The sequence below is a fragment of the Streptomyces sp. NPDC032822 genome, from assembly GCF_055578825.1.
Genome location: NZ_JBVIOL010000003.1, coordinates 283,555 through 302,510 on the forward strand (window position 1 = coordinate 283,555; position 18,956 = coordinate 302,510).

At 72.4% G+C, this 18,956-nt stretch carries 17 protein-coding genes; 11 read left to right on the plus strand and 6 right to left on the minus strand.

Annotation, left to right across the window (positions count from 1 at the left end):
- Position 1 precedes the first annotated feature (1 nt).
- Positions 2-1,225, minus strand: a complete 1,224-nt coding sequence (locus tag ACZ5VD_RS10415; RefSeq protein WP_468681883.1) for a TerD family protein — start codon at positions 1,223-1,225, stop codon at positions 2-4.
- A 296-nt stretch (positions 1,226-1,521) separates the two neighbouring features.
- On the opposite strand from ACZ5VD_RS10415, the gene ACZ5VD_RS10420 reads away from it, so the two are divergent.
- The 4 genes from ACZ5VD_RS10420 to ACZ5VD_RS10435 all read left to right on the plus strand — a co-directional run bounded on the left by ACZ5VD_RS10420 (position 1,522) and on the right by ACZ5VD_RS10435 (position 6,164).
- Positions 1,522-1,965 (plus strand): DUF6643 family protein, encoded by a 444-nt coding sequence (locus ACZ5VD_RS10420; protein ID WP_468551858.1) that lies wholly within the window; start codon positions 1,522-1,524, stop codon positions 1,963-1,965.
- Positions 1,966-2,007: 42 nt separating this feature from the next.
- Positions 2,008-2,835: an MOSC domain-containing protein gene (locus tag ACZ5VD_RS10425; protein WP_468681885.1), complete on the plus strand. Its 828-nt coding sequence runs from the start codon at positions 2,008-2,010 to the stop codon at positions 2,833-2,835.
- Positions 2,836-3,011: 176 nt separating this feature from the next.
- Positions 3,012-3,617: an Rv1733c family protein gene (locus ACZ5VD_RS10430; protein ID WP_468551856.1), complete on the plus strand. Its 606-nt coding sequence runs from the start codon at positions 3,012-3,014 to the stop codon at positions 3,615-3,617.
- A 108-nt stretch (positions 3,618-3,725) separates the two neighbouring features.
- Positions 3,726-6,164, plus strand: coding sequence for a right-handed parallel beta-helix repeat-containing protein (locus ACZ5VD_RS10435; RefSeq protein WP_468681886.1), 2,439 nt, complete (start codon positions 3,726-3,728; stop codon positions 6,162-6,164).
- Here ACZ5VD_RS10435 and ACZ5VD_RS10440 read toward each other — a convergent pair.
- Positions 6,134-8,494 carry a hypothetical protein gene (locus ACZ5VD_RS10440; protein WP_468681888.1) on the minus strand — a complete coding sequence of 787 codons (2,361 nt, stop codon included), beginning with the start codon at positions 8,492-8,494 and terminating at the stop codon, positions 6,134-6,136. The two genes, ACZ5VD_RS10435 and ACZ5VD_RS10440, sit on opposite strands and share 31 nt — an antisense overlap.
- Positions 8,495-8,787: 293 nt before the next feature.
- Between ACZ5VD_RS10440 and ACZ5VD_RS10445 the strand changes: the two genes are divergently transcribed.
- The gene (locus ACZ5VD_RS10445; protein WP_468551853.1) at positions 8,788-9,618 is read left to right on the plus strand and encodes a DeoR/GlpR family DNA-binding transcription regulator; all 831 of its coding nucleotides are present in this window, start codon (positions 8,788-8,790) and stop codon (positions 9,616-9,618) included.
- Between the two features lie 63 nt (positions 9,619-9,681).
- Positions 9,682-10,155 carry an SRPBCC family protein gene (locus tag ACZ5VD_RS10450; RefSeq protein ID WP_468551852.1) on the plus strand — a complete coding sequence of 158 codons (474 nt, stop codon included), beginning with the start codon at positions 9,682-9,684 and terminating at the stop codon, positions 10,153-10,155.
- A 19-nt stretch (positions 10,156-10,174) separates the two neighbouring features.
- Here ACZ5VD_RS10450 and ACZ5VD_RS10455 read toward each other — a convergent pair whose 3' ends face one another.
- On the minus strand, positions 10,175-11,296 hold the full coding sequence (locus tag ACZ5VD_RS10455; protein ID WP_468551851.1) for a PLP-dependent cysteine synthase family protein: 1,122 nt from the start codon (positions 11,294-11,296) through the stop codon (positions 10,175-10,177).
- Positions 11,297-11,642: 346 nt separating this feature from the next.
- On the opposite strand from ACZ5VD_RS10455, the gene ACZ5VD_RS10460 reads away from it, so the two are divergent.
- Together ACZ5VD_RS10460 and ACZ5VD_RS10465 are read left to right on the plus strand one after the other, a co-directional pair.
- On the plus strand, positions 11,643-11,966 hold the full coding sequence (locus tag ACZ5VD_RS10460; RefSeq protein WP_468551850.1) for a hypothetical protein: 324 nt from the start codon (positions 11,643-11,645) through the stop codon (positions 11,964-11,966).
- Between the two features lie 186 nt (positions 11,967-12,152).
- On the plus strand, positions 12,153-12,683 hold the full coding sequence (locus tag ACZ5VD_RS10465) for an ATP-binding protein (RefSeq protein WP_468551849.1): 531 nt from the start codon (positions 12,153-12,155) through the stop codon (positions 12,681-12,683).
- 99 nt (positions 12,684-12,782) lie between these two features.
- Here the strand turns inward: ACZ5VD_RS10465 and ACZ5VD_RS10470 are convergent, their stop codons facing one another.
- Genes ACZ5VD_RS10470 through ACZ5VD_RS10480 form a run of 3 tightly spaced genes read right to left on the minus strand, consistent with a single transcriptional unit; the run spans position 12,783 to position 16,401 of the window.
- Positions 12,783-15,344, minus strand: a complete 2,562-nt coding sequence (locus ACZ5VD_RS10470) for an ABC transporter permease (RefSeq protein ID WP_468681892.1) — start codon at positions 15,342-15,344, stop codon at positions 12,783-12,785.
- Complete coding sequence (locus ACZ5VD_RS10475) at positions 15,341-16,111, minus strand: ABC transporter ATP-binding protein (protein ID WP_468681893.1); 771 nt, start codon at positions 16,109-16,111, stop codon at positions 15,341-15,343. The genes ACZ5VD_RS10470 and ACZ5VD_RS10475 overlap by 4 nt, the downstream gene beginning before the upstream one ends.
- Positions 16,108-16,401: an SHOCT domain-containing protein gene (locus tag ACZ5VD_RS10480; protein WP_468551846.1), complete on the minus strand. Its 294-nt coding sequence runs from the start codon at positions 16,399-16,401 to the stop codon at positions 16,108-16,110. Before ACZ5VD_RS10480 ends, ACZ5VD_RS10475 begins: the two co-directional genes overlap by 4 nt.
- Before the next feature lie 173 nt (positions 16,402-16,574).
- On the opposite strand from ACZ5VD_RS10480, the gene ACZ5VD_RS10485 reads away from it, so the two are divergent.
- Genes ACZ5VD_RS10485 through ACZ5VD_RS10495 form a run of 3 tightly spaced genes read left to right on the plus strand, consistent with a single transcriptional unit; the run spans position 16,575 to position 18,679 of the window.
- Positions 16,575-17,156 carry a TetR/AcrR family transcriptional regulator gene (locus ACZ5VD_RS10485; protein ID WP_468681895.1) on the plus strand — a complete coding sequence of 194 codons (582 nt, stop codon included), beginning with the start codon at positions 16,575-16,577 and terminating at the stop codon, positions 17,154-17,156.
- A gap of 12 nt (positions 17,157-17,168) precedes the next feature.
- Positions 17,169-17,753: a DUF4865 family protein gene (locus ACZ5VD_RS10490; RefSeq protein WP_468551844.1), complete on the plus strand. Its 585-nt coding sequence runs from the start codon at positions 17,169-17,171 to the stop codon at positions 17,751-17,753.
- Positions 17,747-18,679, plus strand: coding sequence for a phosphotriesterase family protein (locus ACZ5VD_RS10495; protein ID WP_468551843.1), 933 nt, complete (start codon positions 17,747-17,749; stop codon positions 18,677-18,679). Before ACZ5VD_RS10490 ends, ACZ5VD_RS10495 begins: the two co-directional genes overlap by 7 nt.
- The last annotated feature ends 277 nt before the right edge of the window (positions 18,680-18,956 follow it).

Sequence of the window (18,956 nt, forward strand, 5' to 3'; positions counted from 1 at the left end):
GTCACTTCCGGCCGGGGGTCCAGTTCATGCCCCACCCGTAGACGTGGTCGACGGTCCGTTGCGGGCTCACGCCGCGCTCGGGGACCAGGTAGCGGGCCTCGCGCTGGACGACCAGGTCGCTGCCGGTGTTGGTGATCAGGGCGAGTGCGCACACCGTCGAGGGCACCGTGCACTCGTCGAGGGAGAAGTCGATCGCGGCGCCGTGCTGCGGCTGGAGGGTGACCGAGGCGTGCAGGTCGGCGAAGGACCTCGCACCTTCGTAGATGGTGACGAAGACGAGGATGCGGCGGAAGGCCCGCTGCTGGTCGAGGTTGACGGTGAGGTTCTCGCCGCTCGCGACGGCACCGGTGCGGTCGTCGCCGTCGAGGTGGATGTAGGGGGGCCGTTGCAGGGAACCGAAGGCGTTGCCGAGGGACTGCACGACTCCCTTGCTGCCGTCGGTGAGTTCGTACAGGGCGCACAGGTCGAGGTCGAGGTCGGCGTGCTGGGCGACCGCGCGGCCCAGTTTGCTGCCCCAGCCCGAGAACTGTTTGCGCACCTCCCAGTTGAGGTTGACCTTCAGGGAGCCCGAGGTGCCGCCCTGCTTGGTGAGCGACACGGAAGGGGCGGCCTTGGTGAGCGTCACTTTGCTCAGGCGCACCGGAGGTGCCGCGGGAGGGGGCGGCACGGGGGCGGGGGCGGGGGCCGTGACGGGCGCCGCCTGTTGTGGTTCGTCGACGGTGATCCCGAAGTCCGTGGCCAGGCCTTCCAGTCCGCTGCCGTAGCCCTGACCCACGGCGCGGAATTTCCAGGCACCCTGACGGCGGTAGAACTCACCGAGCACGAAAGCGGTTTCCACCGTGGCGCCGCTGCTCTCGAAACGCGCGGCCACCGAGTCGCCGGCCTCCTGGCGGACCTCGATATAAAGGCCGGGAACTCCCGCGAACGTGCCGCCGTCCGCGGAAGCCACGAGGACGATGGTCTCGACGGCGGGCTCCACGCGCGCGAGGTCGACGAGCACCGTGTCGGTCACCCGGCCGCCGACGTCTCGTTTGCCCTCGTGACGGACCGCACCGGAGGCGTGCGCGGGCTGGTTGTAGAAGACGAAGTCGGCGTCGGAGCGGACCTTTCCACCGACCAGCAGCAGCGCCGAGGCGTCCACATCGGGTACGCCCGGTCCGGAGCGCCACCCCCATTCCACCCGCAGTGCCTTCGACGGCACCGGAACGTTTGATCCTTTCGGCATGGACATGAGCGCCCCTCACGTGTCCCCGCGCCGGGCAGGTCCCGGCCCTCGCATCGGGTTGTCTACCCGGCCAACCTATTCCCCGTGACAGCGAACTCCCATGAGGAGCTCAGGAAGAGTGTCGATCAACCGCAGGTAACCCCCCAGGAACTCGGCCTTTACATGAGAATCACCTTGTACGCCGCCCCTTTTTGCCAAGTTCGCTCGCATTGGGGATCCCGCACCACTGCCGACACGGAAAACAACCCTCTTATCGGTCTCCCCAACCAGCACATCGTGGGCTTAACTTATGTGCCATGACCTCCCCCCGCTCCACTTATGGCGGCGGCTACTACTCCGCCTCCTTCCCGGACACTCCGATCTACGACTCTCTCGTGGCCGAGCGGGGCACCCCGCAGATCGCTCCGATCCGGGTCCCCGCCGCGTACGACATGCCGGGCAGTCACCTGCCCGCGCTGCCGTCGGCACTGCCCGCCCTCCCGGCGGGCCCCTCTCAGCCCACCTACGGCTATCCGCAGGCGCAGCAGCCCTCTCCGCTGCAGCAGGCGCCCGCGGCGTACATCCCGCAGCAGGCCGCGGCGCCGCGCGGTTATCCCGGGCAGCAGGCTCAGCAGCAACGGCAGCCGGGCCCCGGCATGGGGATGGGCACGGGGTACGAGGCGATGCGTCCCGCGGCTCCGCGGCCCGCGCCGGCTCCCTATCAGGACCCGTACAACAACCAGCAGTACCGCGGCTACTGAGTCCCTCCCCGGGCTGTCGTCGCCTCCTGGCACGATGGCCCCATGGGGAACGTGCAGCTGCAGTCGATTCACGTGCATCCGGTGAAGGCGTTCCGGGGACTCGCGCCCCGGGCGGCCGTCGTCGAGCCCTGGGGGTTGGCCGGCGACCGGCGCTGGGCGCTGATCGACGCCGGAGGGAAGGTCGTCACACAACGTGAGTACCCGCGCCTGGCGCGGGCCGCCGCCGAGCTGCTGCCCGGCGGCGATGTTCGTCTGTCCGCGCCCGGAATGGACGCGTTGACCGTGACCGTGCCGCGTTCGGCCGACGCGGTGCCGGTGCAGATCTTCCGCGACAAGGTCGAGGGGGTTCCGGCCGAGGACGCCGCCGCGCACGCCTGGTGCAGCGCCTACCTCGGTGCCGAGGCCCGGCTGGTCCACATGGCCGACGCCGCCGCGTGCCGGCCCCTCGACCCGGAGTTCGCACGGCCCGGCGAGACCGTCTCCTTCGCCGACGGCTACCCGCTGCTGCTGACCTCGGCGGCCTCCCTCGACGCCCTCAACTCCCTGATCGCCCAAGGTGATCACGCGGCCGAGGGACCCCTGCCGATGAACCGGTTCCGGCCGAACGTGGTCGTCTCGGGCGCTCCCGCCTGGGCCGAGGACGACTGGACGCGCCTCTCCATCGGGGAGGTCACCTTCCGGGTCGCCAAGATGTGCGGGCGGTGCGTCGTGACCACGACCGACCAGAGCACCGCCGACCGCGGCAGGGAACCCCTGCGCACGCTGGGCCGGCACCGGCGCCTGGGCGGCAAGCTCGTCTTCGGCCAGAATCTGGTGCCCCTCTCCCCCGGCACCCTGCGGGTCGGCGACCCGGTGACCGTCATCGCGTAGTGCGCGTCGGGCGCCGAGGCGCAGCCGGGAACCCCGCCCGGGGGCCCGGGCGTTGGAGGGCGTGAGAAGTCCACGGGAGGACCCGGCCACAGGTGATTTCGCTCTCTCTTTGACCGGGGCCGCGCGTGAACGGCTCCGCCGGGGTTATCACGGATCGGGGAAGGGGGTGGGAGACGGTGCGAGCGATCAGCGGACTCTGGCGCTGGCGGCACAATCCGCTGCGCCGTGCGACCGATCTGGCCGAGGCCTGGGTGGCCCTGGTGGCCCTGCTGCTGATCCTGGTCGCCGGGCCCGCGATCGGCTCCCTCGTCGGCGGCGTGACGCAGGAGGCGCTGCAGCGGTCCGCGCGGGAGCAGCGCGAGGCACGTCACCTGGTGACGGCCACCGTGGTCCGCAAACTGGACAACTCTCCTCTGGACGTCGACCCCGAGACCTCCTCCGGCCGGGATCTGCGCAGCCGCGTACAGGCCGACTGGACCGCCCCGGACGGCACCGCGCACCACGGCACGGTGCTGGCCGCCCTGCGGACCCCGCACCCCGGCGACCACTTCAGGCTCTGGACGGACGAGCACGGCCGCATGGTGGCCCGCCCGCTCGACGCCGCCACGGCGACCACCCATGCCGTCCTGGCCGGGTTCGGGGCGACCCTGCTCGTCACGGGCCTCGTCGAGGCGGGCAGACGGCTCGCGCTGTGGCGCATGGTCCGTCGCCGGTACGCCCGTTGGGACCAGGCATGGGACCGGGCGGGCCCGGACTGGGGCAGGACCGGTACCGGCTGCTGACGGCCTTCCGGCTCTGGTCAACCCACCGCCCGCTCGCACGCTACGGTGGACCGGCCGAACGTATTCGGCATCAACCCGCGTACCACGAGGTGGGGGCACAGCAACGCCATGGCACAGGGCACGGTCCAGGTGACGCACACCGGCACATCGCGCTGGCGGCGCCGCACGGGTGAGTACGCGTCGCTCGCCGCCGCCCTGGAGGCCGCGGCCGAAGGCGACGTCCTCACCATCGCCCCCGGCACCTACCGGGAGAACCTCGTCGTCCAGCGGGCGGTGACCCTGCGCGGCCCCGAGGGCTCCCCCGGTTCGGTACGCATCGCGCCCCTGGACGGGGTGCCGTTGACCGTGTCCGCCTCGGCCGTGGTGCAGGACCTGCATGTGGAGGGCCAGGACGCGGCGGCGCCCGCCCTGCTCGTCGAGGAGGGCACCCCCGAGCTCACGGACATCCGGATCGTCACGCGTTCCGCGGCCGGCATCGAGGTGCGCGGCGGCGCCCGGCCGACCGTGCGGCGCTGCACCGTCGACAACCCGGCCGGCATCGGCATCGCCGTCCTCGACGGCGGGGGCGGCGTGTTCGAGGAGTGCGAGGTCGTCGCGGCCGGCCAGGCGGGCATCGCGGTACGCGACGGCGGGCACCCCCGCCTGGACCGCTGCCGGGTGCACCACGCCTCGGGTGTGGGCCTGTCGGCGACGGGTGAGAACTCCGCGCTGGAAGCGGTGGGTTGCGAGATCTACGAGGTCCGGGGCAGCGGCGTCCAGGTCACCGGCCGGGCCACCGCGCACCTCACCGACTGCGATGTGCACCGCACCACTGCGGACGGCGTCACGCTCGACACGGACGCCGTACTGACCCTGGCCGACTGCCGTATCCACGACATCCCGGAGAACGCGATCGACCTGCGCTCGCGCTCGGTCCTCACGCTGACCCGGACGACGGTGCGTCAGTTCGGCCGCAACGGCCTGTCGGTGTGGGACCCGGGCACGCGGGTGGACGCCAACCAGTGCGAGATCTTCGACAGCACGGGCGACTACCCGGCCGTCTGGGTCAGCGACGGCGCCACCGTCGTCCTCGACTCCTGCCGGGTGCACGACGTGCCGGACGCCCTGTTCGTCCTCGACCGCGGTTCGCGCGTCGATGTCGTCGACAGCGATCTCTCCCAGGTGCGCAACACGGCCGTGTCGGTGAGCGACGGCGCCACCGCGCAGCTCGACGACTGCCGCATCCGGGACGCGGCGACCGGCGCCTGGTTCCGTGACCACGGCAGCGGCGGCACCCTCAACAACTGCACGGTGGACGGCACCCAGACCGGTGTGATCGTCACCAAGGGTGCCGACCCGACGGTGGAGCGCTGCACCGTCGACTCCCCCGCCGAAGCGGGCTTCTACGTCTCGGCGGGCGGCCGGGGCAGCTTCCTGAACTGCCGGGTCACGAACAGCGGCGGCTACGGCTTCCACGTGATCGACGGCTCCCGTACGACGCTGAAGAAGTGCCGTACGGAACGCTGCGCTCGCGGCGGGTACGAGTTCGCGGACGCCGGCCCGGACGCCGCGTCCGGGGCGGGCCCCGTGGTCGAGGACTGCACGAGCGACGAGAGCGGCGGCCCCCGCCAGCCGGCCGCGGCGGAGCCCGCCGTACAGACGGTGGGCCAGTCCTCCGGGCTGCTGGGCGCGATTCCCGGGCAGCGCAGCACCGAGCAGGAGCCGCTGGTCGCCGCCGCGGAGCCGGAGAAACCGGTGCGGACGTCGAAGGACGTGCTGGGTGAACTGGACGCGCTGGTGGGCCTGGACAGCGTCAAGCGCGAGGTCCGGGCGCTCACCGACATGATCGAGGTGGGCCGGCGCCGGCAGCAGGCGGGCCTCAAGGCCGCCTCGGTCAAGCGCCACCTCGTCTTCACGGGCTCCCCGGGCACCGGCAAGACGACGGTCGCACGGCTCTACGGCGAGATCCTCGCCTCCCTCGGTGTGCTGGAGAAGGGTCACCTCATGGAGGTGTCCCGGGTCGACCTGGTCGGCGAGCACATCGGTTCCACGGCGATCCGCACCCAGGAGGCCTTCGACAAGGCGCGTGGCGGGGTGCTGTTCATCGACGAGGCGTACGCGCTCTCGCCGGAGGACTCGGGCCGGGACTTCGGCAAGGAGGCCATCGACACGCTGGTGAAGCTGATGGAGGACCACCGGGACGCGGTGGTGGTGATCGTGGCGGGCTACACGGCCGAGATGGAGCGCTTCCTCTCGGTCAACCCCGGTGTGGCGTCCCGCTTCTCACGGACCATCACCTTCAGCGACTACAACCCCGAGGAGCTGCTGCGGATCGTCGAGCAGCAGGCCGAGGAGCACGAGTACCGGCTGGCACCGGGCGCCTCGGAGGGCCTGCGGAAGTACTTCACGACGCTCCCCAAGGGGCCGGCCTTCGGCAACGGCCGCACAGCGCGGCAGACCTTCGAGGCGATGGTCGAGCGGCATGCCAGCCGGGTCGCCCATGTCGTCGATCCGAGCAAGGACGACCTGACCCTGCTCTACACGGAGGACCTGCCCGAGCTGTCCTGAGTCCCGGTCTCGTGCCGGGGCTCCGGTACGTCCGGCCGCAGCCGGGCCAGCAGCCGTTCGCGTTCCTCGGCGAAGGCCGGGTCGGACTGGTAGTCGGAGTGGCCCAGGATCGGCGCGGGCAGCGGGTGGGCGTCGGAGCGGCCGTACTCCAGGGGGTCCTTGAGGGCGGCGCGGTCCACTTCGGGGCCGCAGTCGCCGGGCAGCCGCATCGGTCCGCCGATCGGGTCGGTGGGGCGGTGCAGATTGCGCCAGCAGTCGACGTCGTGGTGCAGGGCGCTGAGCGCGGCGGGGCCGAAGTGCGCCGGGAACCAGCGGCCGTAGAGGCGCTCCAGTGGGGAGCCGTACGTCAGCAGGGCGACGCGTTTGCGGACGGACGGGGTGAGTTGCCAGGCGGCCGCGGCGGCGAGCACGCTGCCCTGGGAGTGTCCGGACAGCACGAGCCGGCCTCCGGTGGCGCGGGTCCAGGTCTCCATGCGCCAGGTCAGGTCGGGCACCGCGCGCTCCGCGTAGCAGGGCGGCGCGAAGGGGTGGGCGGCGCGCGGCCAGAACGTGCCGACGTCCCAGAGGATGCCGATGGTGCGGCGGGCGGAGGGGTCCTTGTAGGCGCGTCGGCCCCAGGTGACGAACAGCAGGAAGCCGAGTCCGATCAGCCAGGAGCCCAGCGCCTGCGCGGTGTCCGCGGCACCCTCGACGACGGCGTACGTCCCCTGTGCGGCCTCGGCGGGTGCCTGGTCGGTGCGCTGCGCCCCCACCAGGGCTCCGGCGCCGAGGAGGAGGGTCGTGACGGCGGTGGCCGCGACGAGGAGGGGGCCGCGGTCGGTGAGGGTGGCCATCGCCCGGGTCCGCGCGATACGGCGGGTGCGGGTGGCGTCCGAGGACGCGCCGGGGTAGTCCTGGTCCATCGTGGCCAGTTCGGCCCGCTGCAACAGCCAGGTCCGCCGCGCCAGCAGAGAGCACAGCACCAGCAGCACGAGGAGCACCGCCGGGATCACGGAGGCCTGCCAGGTCAGCAGGACCGGCGGGCCGGGGATGTTCGTGCCGGTGCCGTCCAGCCAGTCGGCGACCCGCTGGGATACCCCGCCGGACATGACCCCGCCCAGTGCGCAGGCCAGCGTCGCGACGGCGGGTCCGCCCAGGCCCCGCATCGCGGCGCGCGCATCGGGACGGGCGCGGTGCAGGACATGGGCGACCACGCCGAGGGCGATCACCAGCAAACCCTGGACCAGGGCGATGGCGCCGAAGGTCAGGTCTCCCGGCAGCCGGCCGGACGACTCCCAGCCGGGGCGCTCCCACCCGGCGTACACGGCGGCGAGGACGAGCAGGGCGACGGCGGTGAGCGGCAGCAGTCGTACCAGACGGGCGTCGAGTTCCCGGTCGAGGCGGTGCTCGCTGCGGCCCCGGCGGCAGACCACCCACACCACGCCCGCCGCTGCGGCGACCAGTGCCACCTCCAGGAGCCGGCCCAGCACGTCGAGGAGTACGGGTCCGCCGGGCCGGTGGTCGAAGCGTGCGGCGGAGGTGCCGACCGCGGCGGCGACGGTGAGCAGTCCGGCGACGGTGTGGGCGGCACGCAGCCGGGCCACCAGGCGGCGGCCGTACCAGAAGCCGGGCCGGTTGAGGGCGGTGCGGCCGGTCTCCTCGTCGGGTTCGGGGGTGCGGGCCATCGGCTGCTGGGACTCGTACGCGCTCCAGGTGCGGTGGGAGAGGTACCACAGCAGGGCGGTGAGCGCGGCCGGCAGCAGGGCCGCGAGGGCGAGGCGGCGGCCGGGCCTGCTCCACCAGCCGTCGTCCGAGACCGCGGGTGACAGGAAGCCGAGCCAGGTGTGCCGCTCGGCGCACGCGCGCGTGCCCGCGCACTGCCAGGCCGCCAGGTCGAGGGCCACCTCGCAGACGGCCGCGACGAGCAGCACGGTCAGGGCCAGTCCCGCGAGGCGCACCAGCAGCCCGTACAGCCGCACCGTCCGTTTCCGGCCGCGCGCGGTGGGGCGCATCCAGTGGGCGAGGTTGACGACCATGAAGGGCAGCAGCAACAGCCACAGGGCGCGGGTGCCGTTGCCGGAGGTGAGGTTGCACCACACGTAGGCCTCGGGCACCGGCCGGCCGCGGTGGTCGTGTGGTCCGGACTCGGCGTCGACGTCGTCGGCGCGCCGGAAGACGGCCGCCGTGTCGTCGCCGGTGATCCGCACGGTACGCGGATCGTCGAGCATCTTCTCGGGTGTGGTGCCACCGACCCCGTGGACCAGGAGTTCCAGGGCGGTTCCGGTTTCCTCGGGCCGCCGGTCGCAGCCGTCGGATCCTGTTGTCGAGACATGTTTCCGCGCACGTTCCACTGTTCGCACTTCCCCCGTGACGCACTGTCGGCATCTGTCTGTGCGGGCACCAGGATCTCTCTTCGGCGACCGCGGCACATCTCTCGTCACGGAATCTCCCCGATCCGGGTGAAGGCCGACGGCAGGGAAGCGGCCCCGGTGGCATGTCCGCGGCGGGACGGTCGGTGGCGCGACCCGTCGCGGCCCGTGCGAGGATGGGACGTCCGCGGACCGGGGACAGGCAAAACGTCCATGTGGCAGGGGGTGCGCGGGGCATGTCGGATCAGGTCGAGGCGAGAGGAACCGGAGCGTACGTGAGTGAGAATCAGAACCTCCTCGCGGAGCAGCGACGCGCTCTGATCCTGGACGAGGTCCGGCGCCGCGGCGGCGTCCGCGTCAACGAGCTGACCCGCAAGCTCGGCGTGTCGGACATGACCGTACGGCGTGACCTCGACGCGCTGGCCCGCCAGGGCGTCCTGGAGAAGGTGCACGGCGGCGCGGTCCCGGTGGTCGAGGCGAGCACGCACGAGCCGGGCTTCGAGGCGAAGTCCGGGCTGGAGCTGACCGCCAAGGAGGACATCGCGCGGGCCGCGGCCGAACTGGTCGTGCCGGGCAGCGCGATCGCGTTGTCGGGCGGGACGACGACGTTCGCGTTGGCACACCGGCTGGTCGACGTGCCGGATCTGACCGTCGTCACCAACTCGGTGCGGGTGGCCGACGTGTTCCACGTGGCGCAGCGCACCTCGGGCCCCCGCCAGGGTGCGGCCACGGTCGTGCTGACCGGCGGGGTCCGCACCCCCTCGGACTCGCTGGTGGGGCCGGTGGCGGACCAGGCCATCGCGGCACTCCACTTCGACCTGCTGTTCCTCGGTGTGCACGGCATATCGGTCGAGGCCGGCCTGTCGACGCCCAACCTCGCGGAGGCCGAGACCAACCGGCGCCTCGTGCAGTCGGCGCGCCGGGTCGTGGTGGTCGCCGACCATACCAAGTGGGGGACGGTGGGCCTGAGTTCGTTCGCCGCGCTGGAGCAGGTCGACACGCTGGTGACGGACGCCGGGCTGCCCGGCGAGGTGCGCGCGGAGATCTCCGAGCATCTGCGGCGCCTGGTGGTGGCGGGCGAGCCCGACGAGGGTACAGACGGCTGACTGGCCGTCAGCTAGGGTGACGCTGCCCGGTCAACGCCTGCCTCCCCCAAGGGGGTTTTGCCCATGGCCCGTCAACTGCGCCCGGTGGGGATCGAGTTCGTCGAGTCCGCCCCCGTACGGCTGGTCTTCGCCCGGGAGATCTCCGCTTCTCCCGCCCTGGTCTTCCACGCGCTGGCCAAGGACGTGCCCGGCTGGGCCGACTGGTTCGGTGCGGTGACGTTCGCCCGCCCCTTGGACGAGGGCGATCGGCGCGAGGTCCGGCTCAGGGGCGGGACGCGCTTCCTGGAGACGGTCCTCGTCGCCGAGGAGGCCGAGGTGTACACCTATCGCGTCGACGAGACCAACGCGCCCGGCCCCCGGGCCCTGGTCGAGGAGTGGCGACTGAGCCCGGCGGGCACCGGCACCCGGGTGCAGTGGACCTTCGCCGTCGACCTGCCGGCGCCGTTCCGGCTGGGCATGACGGTCGCGCGCGGGGGCCTGGGTCGGGTCTTCCGGGACGCCGTCACCTCGCTCGACCGGCATGTGGCGCGAAGCTAGCCTCGGCGGCCGGTGGGGCTCAGCGCCAGACGCCCGTCTCCAGCAGCGAGTCGATCGCCGCCGCGTAGGGGGCGATGTCCAGGTGCTGTTCGGCGAGCCAGGTGTCCGAGTAGTACTTGTCGAGATAGCGGTCCCCCGGGTCGCACAGCAGGGTGACCACGCTGCCCTGTCCGCCCTCCGCGACCATCTCGGCGACGATCTTCAGCGCGCTCCACAGCCCGGTGCCGGTCGAGCCGCCCGCCTTGCGGCCGATGCGCTGCTCCAGGGCGCGGACGGCGGCCACACTGGCGGCGTCCGGGACCTTCATCATCCGGTCGATGGCGCCCGGCACGAAGCTCGGTTCCATGCGCGGGCGGCCGATGCCCTCGATGCGTGAGCCGCAGTCGCACGTGACGTCCGGATCGCCGGTGGTCCAGCCCTCGAAGAAGCACGAGTTCTCCGGGTCGGCGACACAGACGCGGGTGTCGTACTGCATGTAGTGCACATAGCGGGCGAGGGTCGCCGAGGTGCCTCCGGTGCCGGCCGTCGCGACGATCCACGCGGGCTCCGGGAACCGCTCCAACCGGAGCTGGCGGAAGATGGATTCGGCGATGTTGTTGTTGCCACGCCAGTCCGTGGCCCGTTCCGCGTAGGTGAACTGGTCCATGTAGTGACCGCCGGTCTCCACCGCGAGGCGGGCGCAGCCCTCGTACATCTGCCGTGGGTCGTCCACGAAGTGGCACTGGCCGCCGTGGAACTCGATGAGGCGGATCTTCTCCGCGCTCGTCGTGCGCGGCATCACGGCGATGAAGGGCACACCGATCAGTTTCGCGAAGTACGCCTCGGAGACGGCCGTCGAGCCGCTGGACGCCTCGATCACCGGACGGCCGGGCCGGATCCAGCCATTGCAGAGGCCGTAGAGGAAGAGTGAGCGGGCCAGCCGGTGTTTGAGGCTGCCGGTCGGGTGGGTCGACTCGTCCTTCAGGTACAGGTCGATGCCCCACTTCTCGGGCAGGGGGAAGCGGAGCAGGTGGGTGTCGGCGGAGCGGTTGGCGTCGGCCTGGACCTTGCGGACCGCTTCTTTCAGCCAGCCGCGGTAGGCCGCGTCGCTGTGGTCGACGTCGAGGGTTTCGCCGGTTCGGGCCTTCTGGGGGGTGCTCACGGCGGGGGCTCCTTAGGCTGCGCGCCGACGGCGCGTCGCGCAGCCGCCACAGCGATCATAGACACCTTCCGCACACTCCTCACCTGCATAAACACACCTTTGAGCACCTCAAAGGCACCCCTGGGGCAGGGCGTCGCGGAGCGGCGGGGGCGCATTCGCGCGAGTGCTCCGGGCGCCCTGGGAGAGGTCGCCGTGCGTACTGGTGCTCGACGTCGGGGGCGGGCAGACTTCCCGACGGGACGAAGGTCCCGAACGGGGGCGCACACTGGATCACGACAGGAACAGGACGACGGCCCCCGCGGCAGCGCGGGTCGGGTCACCCACACGCACAAGGGGGCGGAGCGGGATGGCGGAGCCGGAGTTCACGGCCACAGGCGTGCGGATAGGGAAACGGCTGCGCTCGCTCACCCGGGCCGGACAGGTCCGGATCAGCGACGGCAGGCTGGAGTTGCTGACCAGTTACGGCAGCGAGATCGACAGCGCGCCGGTGCAGGCGGTGCGCGCCTCCAAGCCGTGGTTCGTCCCGGAGGACCGGGCGCTGGCGGACCTCAACGGCAACCGGTATCTGCTGACCCTGGGCGAGCACGATCCCGCCCCGGGCGAACCAGGGCCGCCCGCGGCCAGCCGGTTCATCGAGGCCGTACGGCGGGCCGCGGGCCGCAGCGGCTGAAGCACCGCGAGTTGCGGGACCGCACCCACTGAGTCACGCTGGTCCCACGTCACTCTGGGTTTACCGGCGATAACGCTGCGAACCAGCCCCGCCGGCCACGCCAGCAGGCGGCCACGTCACGCGGGCACGCCGCTGGATCGATCCGAACTCCGTGTTCTTCCGGACCCACGTCGGGGAGTCGCAGCCGTGATCAGTCACCCGAACAGGCAGTGCGCGGTGGAGCTCCAAGCCCTGCCGTCGCGGATCGGCCAGGTCCGCAGAATCGTATCTGCGCAGTTGCGCTACTGGCATCTCGATCCCCTCATAGACCGGGCCGCGCTCGGTGTGACGGAGCTGTTGGCCAACGTCCACCGGCACGCCCAGCCCGACAAGACGTGCACCGTGGAGATCGAGCTGCTGCTCGACCGTCTCATGGTCTCGGTGCACGACCACGACCCGCGTCTGCCGGTCCTGGAGGACGCCGAGGCGCTCGCCACGTGCGGGCGGGGGCTCGCGATGGTCGCGGCGGTCAGCGAGAGCTGGGGCGCCCGTCCGGACGGCGAGTGCGGCAAGGTCGTGTGGTTCACGCTGCCCACGCCCTCGGCCGCACGGCCCGCCGAGCGCCCGACGCGGCGGGCGGTCGCGGACAAGCCCGCGCACCGCTTCGTGGAGGTCGCGCACACCGTCGACCTGCACCGGCCCGAACACGCTCCCGCCCGGTCCGCCGTTGCCGGCTGACCGGGCGGTGACCGGTTGGACGGGTCGTTCACCTTCGGGCCCCCTCGGCCGGTGCCGAGCCGGTGCGTGGGCCCAGTGCGGGTCGGTGGGCCCTCACCACTACTCGGTGGCTATGGCCCGCAGCACGTCCAGGCGTCCCGCTCGGCGCGCCGGACGCAGGCTCGCCAGAGCTCCCGCCGCAAGGCCCACCAGCGCCACGACCGCCAGTTGCAGAGGCGGCATCGCGAAGGCGAAGGTGCTGTCGCTCACCCCGTCCGAGGCCTTGACCAGCACCCAGCCGAGGAAGCCGCCGAGGGCGAGCCCGCCGACCGTGCCGAAGGCGGCGACCAGGACCGACTCCCAGCGGACCATGGCCCGTAGTTGGGACCGGGTCTGGCCGACGGCCCGCAGGAGACCGAGTTCGCGGGTGCGCTCGTGGATCGCCAGGGTCAGGGTGTTGGCGATGCCGAGGAGCGCGATGAGGACCGCGAGGGCGAGCAGGGCGTAGACGAGGGTCAGCATCATGTCGATGCCGCCGGCCGAGGACTGCGCGTACTCGTCCCGGGTCTGCACCTCGGGGTTGCCGTAGCGCTCGGCGACCTTTCCCACCGCCGCCCTGCCCGCGTCCGTGCTCACGCCGTCCTCGAAGGAGACCGCGACGAGGGTGTCGGAGTCCTGGGTGCGGTGCGGGGCCCAGGCGGCGCGGGTGATGACGTAGTCTCCGGCGAGTTCGGACCGGCCGTAGACCGCGCGGACCGTGAAGGTCTCCGTCCTGCCGTCGGTGAAGGTCAGGCGCGTCCTGTCCCCGGTGGCCAGGCCCTGCTTGTCGGCCTCCGTCCTGGTGAGGGCGATGCCGTCGGTGCCAAGAGCACGCAGGGAGCCGTCGATCCTGCCGAGGTCGAAGGTCCGTTCCAGGGCGAGCGGGTCGGTGATCGTCAACGCCCTTCCCCTGCCGTCGACTTCGGCGACCCCGCGGCCGAGTCCGACGGCCGTGTCGACCTCGGGCAGTGCCTGGACCGCCGCGGCGAGCCGGGGGCTCAGGCCGCTGCCGCCCGCGCCGAACGAGGGGGTGCTGACGGCTACGTCCCCGGCGAAGGACCGGGACACCGTCTGGTCCATGGTCGCCTTCAGCGAGGCGCCGAAGACGGTGAACAACGAGACCACGGCCACACCGATCATCAGGGCACTGGCGGTGGCGGCCGTCCGCCGCGGGCTGCGCAGGGCGTTGCGCCGGGCGAGCCCGCCGGTCACGCCGCGCAGCCGGTCCAGGGGGCTGCCGAGGACCCGTACGGCGGTGGTCGAGGCGACCGGGCCGAGGACCACGAAGGAGACCAGGGCCAGGACGGCACCGCCGCCCGCCAGCCACAGGGACGGCGAGACCAGGACTCCGGTGAGAGTGACCGCGACGGCGAGGGCGCCGAGGCCCGTACCGGTGACGGCCCGGGCCCGGGAGGCGCCGGTGGTGTCGACGGCCGTCTCGCGCAGGGCTGCCAGGGGCGCGGTGCGGCCGGCGCGTACGGCGGGCAGCAGCGCGGAGCCGAGGCAGACCACGATGCCGACCGCGAGCGGCAGCGCCATGGACAGCGCGCCGACGACCAACTCGCCGTCCGGGAACGGAAATCCGATGGCCGGGAACAGGGCCTGGAGTCCGGCGGCGACACCGATGCCGCCCGCCAGCCCGGCGGCCGACGCGCACAGGGCCACGACGCTCGCCTCGACCAGGGTCGCCGCGGTGACCTGCCGGCGGGAGGCGCCCAGGGCGCGCAACAGGGCGTTCTCACGGGCGCGTTGGGCGACGACGATCGCGAAGGTGTTGTGGATGGAGAAGGTCGCGACCAGCAGAGCCACGCCGGAGAACACGAGGAGGAAGGTGGTGAAGAGGGTCAGGAACTGGCTGGAGATCATGTCGGTGTTCTCCGCGGCCGACTCCTGGCCGGTGAGGGCCTCGACTCCTTTGGGCAGTACGGGAGTCAGCCGGTCCACGAGCTCCTGTTGGCTGACTCCGGGCCCGGCCCGCACCTGGATGCCCGACGCCTCGCCCGGGCGGGCCGTGAGGTACTTCTCGGCGTCAGCCTGTGTCATGCCGGTGAAGGTGACCTGGGCCATGCCGTCCTCACCGCCGAAGGTCGCCAGGCCCACGATCGTCACCTCGACGGGATCGGGGGTGCGCAGGGTCGTGGTGTCGCCGATCCTCAGGTCGCCCTTCTCGGCGGCACCGCGGTTGACGACGACCTCGCCGGACTTCCGCGGGGCACGTCCCTCGGCGAGGCGGTAGGAGTTGAGTTCGGGATCGGCGATCCAGTTGCCGGCGAGAGTGGGCGGGCCCTGGCCGCCGATGGGCTTGCCGTCGGCGCCCACGAGTTGGCCGGCGCCCTGGATGTTCGCAGCGGCGGCCTCGACGCCCGGGACCTTCTCGACGGTGTTCACCAGGTCGGTGCCGACCGGTTGCCGTACCCCCTCGCTCTCCCCCGGCGTGGTGATGGCGTCGGCGCTGCGGACCACGGCGTCGGTGCCGCTGGTCGCGTTGCCGAACATGGTGTCGAAGCCGGCGCGCAGGGTGTCGCCCATGACGAGCGTCCCGGCGAGGAAGGCGACACCGAGGAACACCGCGAGGAACGTCCCGGCGAAGCGCCGCCTGTGGGCGCGCAGGGAGGACATGCTCAGTCGCACGGAGGCGTTCACGAGGGCACCTCCAGGGCCTTCATGCGGTCCAGGACCTTGTCGGCGGTCGGGGCTTCCATACGGTCGACCAGGCGTCCGCCCGCGAGGAACACGACCTCGTCGGCGTGGGCGGCGGCGACCGGGTCGTGGGTGACCATGACGACCGTGCGGGCCGTCTGGCGCACGGTCCGGCCGAGCAGCCCGAGGACCTCCGCGCCGGAACGGGAGTCGAGGTTGCCGGTCGGCTCGTCGGCGAAGACGACGTCGGGGCGTCCGGCGAACGCCCGGGCCACGGCGACGCGTTGCTGCTGTCCGCCGGAGAGTTCGGAGGGACGGTGGTGGAGGCGGTCGCGCAGTCCGACGACGTCGATCAGGGCGTCGAGCCATTCCTGGTCGCCTTGGTCGCCCTTGCCGCCCGCGAGGTCCAGGGGCAGCCTGATGTTCTCCGCGACGGTCAGGGTCGGCACCAGGTTGAAGGCCTGGAACACGAAGCCGACTCGGTCGCGGCGCAGGAGGGTGAGGCGGCGGTCGTCGAGCGTGCCCAGTTCGGTGTCGCCGATGTGGGCGGCGCCCGCGGTGAGGGAGTCGAGACCGGCCGCGCAGTGCATCAGGGTGGACTTGCCGGAGCCCGAGGGCCCCATGATCGCGGTGAAACGTCCGGCCGGGAAGTCGACGCTCACCCCGTCCAGGGCCCGCACGCCGGTGTCGCCGCTGCCGTAGACCTTCACGGCGTCGACGACCCGGGCGGCCGGCGACGTGCCGGTGGTCGTGGTGGTCGTGGTGGTCATGCCGCGCCGCCCTTGCCGGTGCGGCCGAACTGCTCGTCCAGGACCGACAGCCGGGTCCAGTACTCGTCCTCGTCGATCTCACCGGCCGCGAAGCGGCGGCCGAGCATCGCGATCGGCGAGTCGCCGGACGGGCCCGCGTCGGCCGCCGCGGCGCGCCACGGTCCGCGACGGCCGCGTCCGGCGGTGCGCCGCAGGATCGTGACGACACCGACCACGACCGCCGCCCAGATCAGCGGGAAGAACAGGATCCACGGGCCGGGTCCGCCGTCCCAGTTCGCCAGGGTCTGCATCTCGGTTCATCTCCCTAGAGGGTTGTTCGAGGGGTCTTCCGGTGATGCTTCGAGACTGGCTCCGGAGAGGGGGCCCGGTCGTCGTACGGCCAGCGGCAGTGCGTGTACCTCCCGGGGAGTACGCGCGGGTGCGGTGGCTGCTCCTCGGACACTCGATTTCTGTACCTACTAGTATGTACAGTGGGTGGATGAGCACCTCGGAGCGACTGATCGAGTCCACCCGTGAGCTGTTGTGGGAGCGCGGCTATGTGGGCACCAGCCCCAAGGCCATCCTGGAGCGCGCGGATGCCGGGCAGGGCAGCATGTACCACCACTTCAAGGGGAAGCCGGACCTCGCCCTGGCCGCGATCCGGCGGACGGCCGAGGAGTTGCTGGCTACCGCCGAGGGAGTACTCGACGGCCCGGGAACGCCGCACGAGCGGATCGAGGCCTATCTGCGGCGCGAGCGCGACGTGCTGCGCGGCTGTCCGATCGGGCGGCTGACGATGGACCCGGACATCATCGCTGACGACGCACTGCGCGCACCGGTCGACGAGACGCTCGACGTGATCCGTGAACGGATCGCCGCCATCGTCGAAGAGGGCAAGGAGCAGGGGCAGTTCGCGCCCGCGCTGGACGGCGAGGAGATCGCCGCCGCCGTCCTCGCGACCGTCCAGGGCGGTTATGTCCTGGCCCGCGCCTCCGGTTCACCGGCCGCGTTCGACACCGGCGTCCGGGGGCTGCTGTCGCTGCTCTCGCAGGCCGGCCCCGCCTGAGGAGGCCACCCGATGCACGCCATGCAGTACGAACTCACCCTGCCCGCCGACTACGACATGGGCGTCATCCGCGACCGGGTCGCCCGGTCGGGCCAGCTGCTCGACCACTGGGACGGCCTGGGCGCCAAGGCGTTCCTGATGCGCGAACGCGGCATCGACGGCTCGTCCGTCAACCAGTACGCGCCGTTCTACCTGTGGAACACCCTGGAGGGCATGAACACCTTCCTGTGGGGCGGCGCCTTCCAGCGCATCCCCGACGACTTCGGGCGGCCGTCGGTCCGGCAGTGGACGGGGCTGGCCCACGAGGAGGGCGGTGCGGTCGGCGCCCCCGCGCGGGCCGCGGTGCGCCACCGGGAACGGATCCCGGACGGAGTCGAGTTGGCCGCGGCCGTGGCGGACGCCGTGGGCGAGACAGCGCGTCTGGCCGGGGAGGACGGTGTGGTGCTGGCGGCGACCGCCGTGGACACCAGCCGTTGGGAGCTGGTCCACTTCTCGCTCTGGGCACACCGGACCCCGAAGGCCGAGGGCGAGGTGTTCCAGGTGCTGCATTTGTCGGCACCGGGTCTGGACCGGCTGCCGCGGGGGCGGCGATGGTGAGCGCGGTACGTACGGTGCTCGGGGACGTGCCGCCCGAGGCGCTGGGCGTCTGCGACGCGCACGACCACCTGTTCTTCAGGAGTCCCCGGCTTCCGGGCCAGGAACTCCAGCTGCTGTCCGCCGCCCGCGCGGAGTTGGCGGCGTTCCTCGCGCAGGGCGGCGCCAGCGTGGTGCAGTGGACGCCGTACGGGCTGGGGCGGCGGGCCGCCGATCTGCCGGCGCTGTCCCGGGAGACCGGCGTGGCCGTGGTGGCCGCGACCGGGTTGCACCAGGCCGTCCACTACGACGACGGGACGCTCGCCGGGTTGCGGGGCCGGCTCGCCGAGGTCTTCGTCGCCGAACTGACCGAGGGCATCGGCACATCGGGGGTGCGGGCCGGGCTGATCAAGGTCGCGGGTGGGTTTCACGGCCTGGACGCGCACGCCCGCCGGACGATGCGGGCGGCGGCCGAGGCCCACCGTGCGACGGGGGCGCCCATCGCCGTCCACCTGGAGCAGGGCACCGGCGCCTTGGACGTACTGGACCTGCTGTGCGGCGAGTGCGGGGTGCCGCCGCACCGGGTGATCCTGGGGCACCTGAACCGCTCCCCCGACGCCAGGGGTCATCTCCTGGCCGCGGAATCGGGCTGCTATCTCGCTTTTGACGGACCCTCCCTCGCTCACCACGCCACGGACTGGCGGATGCCGGGGGTCGTCCGGGCGCTCGTCGACGCGGGTCACGGAGACCGTCTGCTGCTCGGCGGTGACACCACGACCGCGGCGGCACGCTCGGTCAACGGCGGCCCGGGGATGCCGTATCTGCTGCGCCGGGTGCGGCCACGGCTCGCGCTCGACCTGGACGAGGAGGTCGTGGAGCGGATGTTCACCCAGAACCCCGGCCGGGCGTTCGCGGTGGAGTGGCGCCGACCGTCCACGCGGGGGAGCTGACGGGACGTGGGCGACGGCGGTGTCCACGGACGGCCGGAGCTGCGCAGCAGCGGCCTGAGCCTCGTGGACGGGACGGGTGTCGAAGGCCCTCGGGAGGGAGGTGTCCACCGGGTCGTCGGGCACCGGGCAGACGGTCCGCTCGTACGCGGCCGGGAGGCGCGGGCCCCGGCGGCGGGCTCCCGGACGGGCGGTGCGGGAGCAGTTGTCGGCCAGGGGCCGCGTCCCGGGCCTGTACATGGGGCAGCAGCGAGTCGACGGACTCGTTGACGATCTCCGA

What these genes read in the sequence shown, in the direction of transcription:
- ACZ5VD_RS10475 (WP_468681893.1), bottom strand. Translation starts at nt 16,111, where the DNA reads ATGACCACCACGACCACCACGACCACCGGCACGTCGCCGGCCGCCCGG.
- ACZ5VD_RS10495 (WP_468551843.1), top strand. Translation starts at nt 17,747, where the DNA reads ATGGTGAGCGCGGTACGTACGGTGCTCGGGGACGTGCCGCCCGAGGCG.
- ACZ5VD_RS10450 (WP_468551852.1), top strand. Translation starts at nt 9,682, where the DNA reads ATGGCCCGTCAACTGCGCCCGGTGGGGATCGAGTTCGTCGAGTCCGCC.
- ACZ5VD_RS10425 (WP_468681885.1), top strand. Translation starts at nt 2,008, where the DNA reads ATGGGGAACGTGCAGCTGCAGTCGATTCACGTGCATCCGGTGAAGGCG.
- ACZ5VD_RS10415 (WP_468681883.1), bottom strand. Translation starts at nt 1,225, where the DNA reads ATGCCGAAAGGATCAAACGTTCCGGTGCCGTCGAAGGCACTGCGGGTG.
- ACZ5VD_RS10485 (WP_468681895.1), top strand. Translation starts at nt 16,575, where the DNA reads ATGTACAGTGGGTGGATGAGCACCTCGGAGCGACTGATCGAGTCCACC.
- ACZ5VD_RS10435 (WP_468681886.1), top strand. Translation starts at nt 3,726, where the DNA reads ATGGCACAGGGCACGGTCCAGGTGACGCACACCGGCACATCGCGCTGG.
- ACZ5VD_RS10490 (WP_468551844.1), top strand. Translation starts at nt 17,169, where the DNA reads ATGCACGCCATGCAGTACGAACTCACCCTGCCCGCCGACTACGACATG.
- ACZ5VD_RS10420 (WP_468551858.1), top strand. Translation starts at nt 1,522, where the DNA reads ATGACCTCCCCCCGCTCCACTTATGGCGGCGGCTACTACTCCGCCTCC.
- ACZ5VD_RS10480 (WP_468551846.1), bottom strand. Translation starts at nt 16,401, where the DNA reads ATGCAGACCCTGGCGAACTGGGACGGCGGACCCGGCCCGTGGATCCTG.
- ACZ5VD_RS10460 (WP_468551850.1), top strand. Translation starts at nt 11,643, where the DNA reads ATGGCGGAGCCGGAGTTCACGGCCACAGGCGTGCGGATAGGGAAACGG.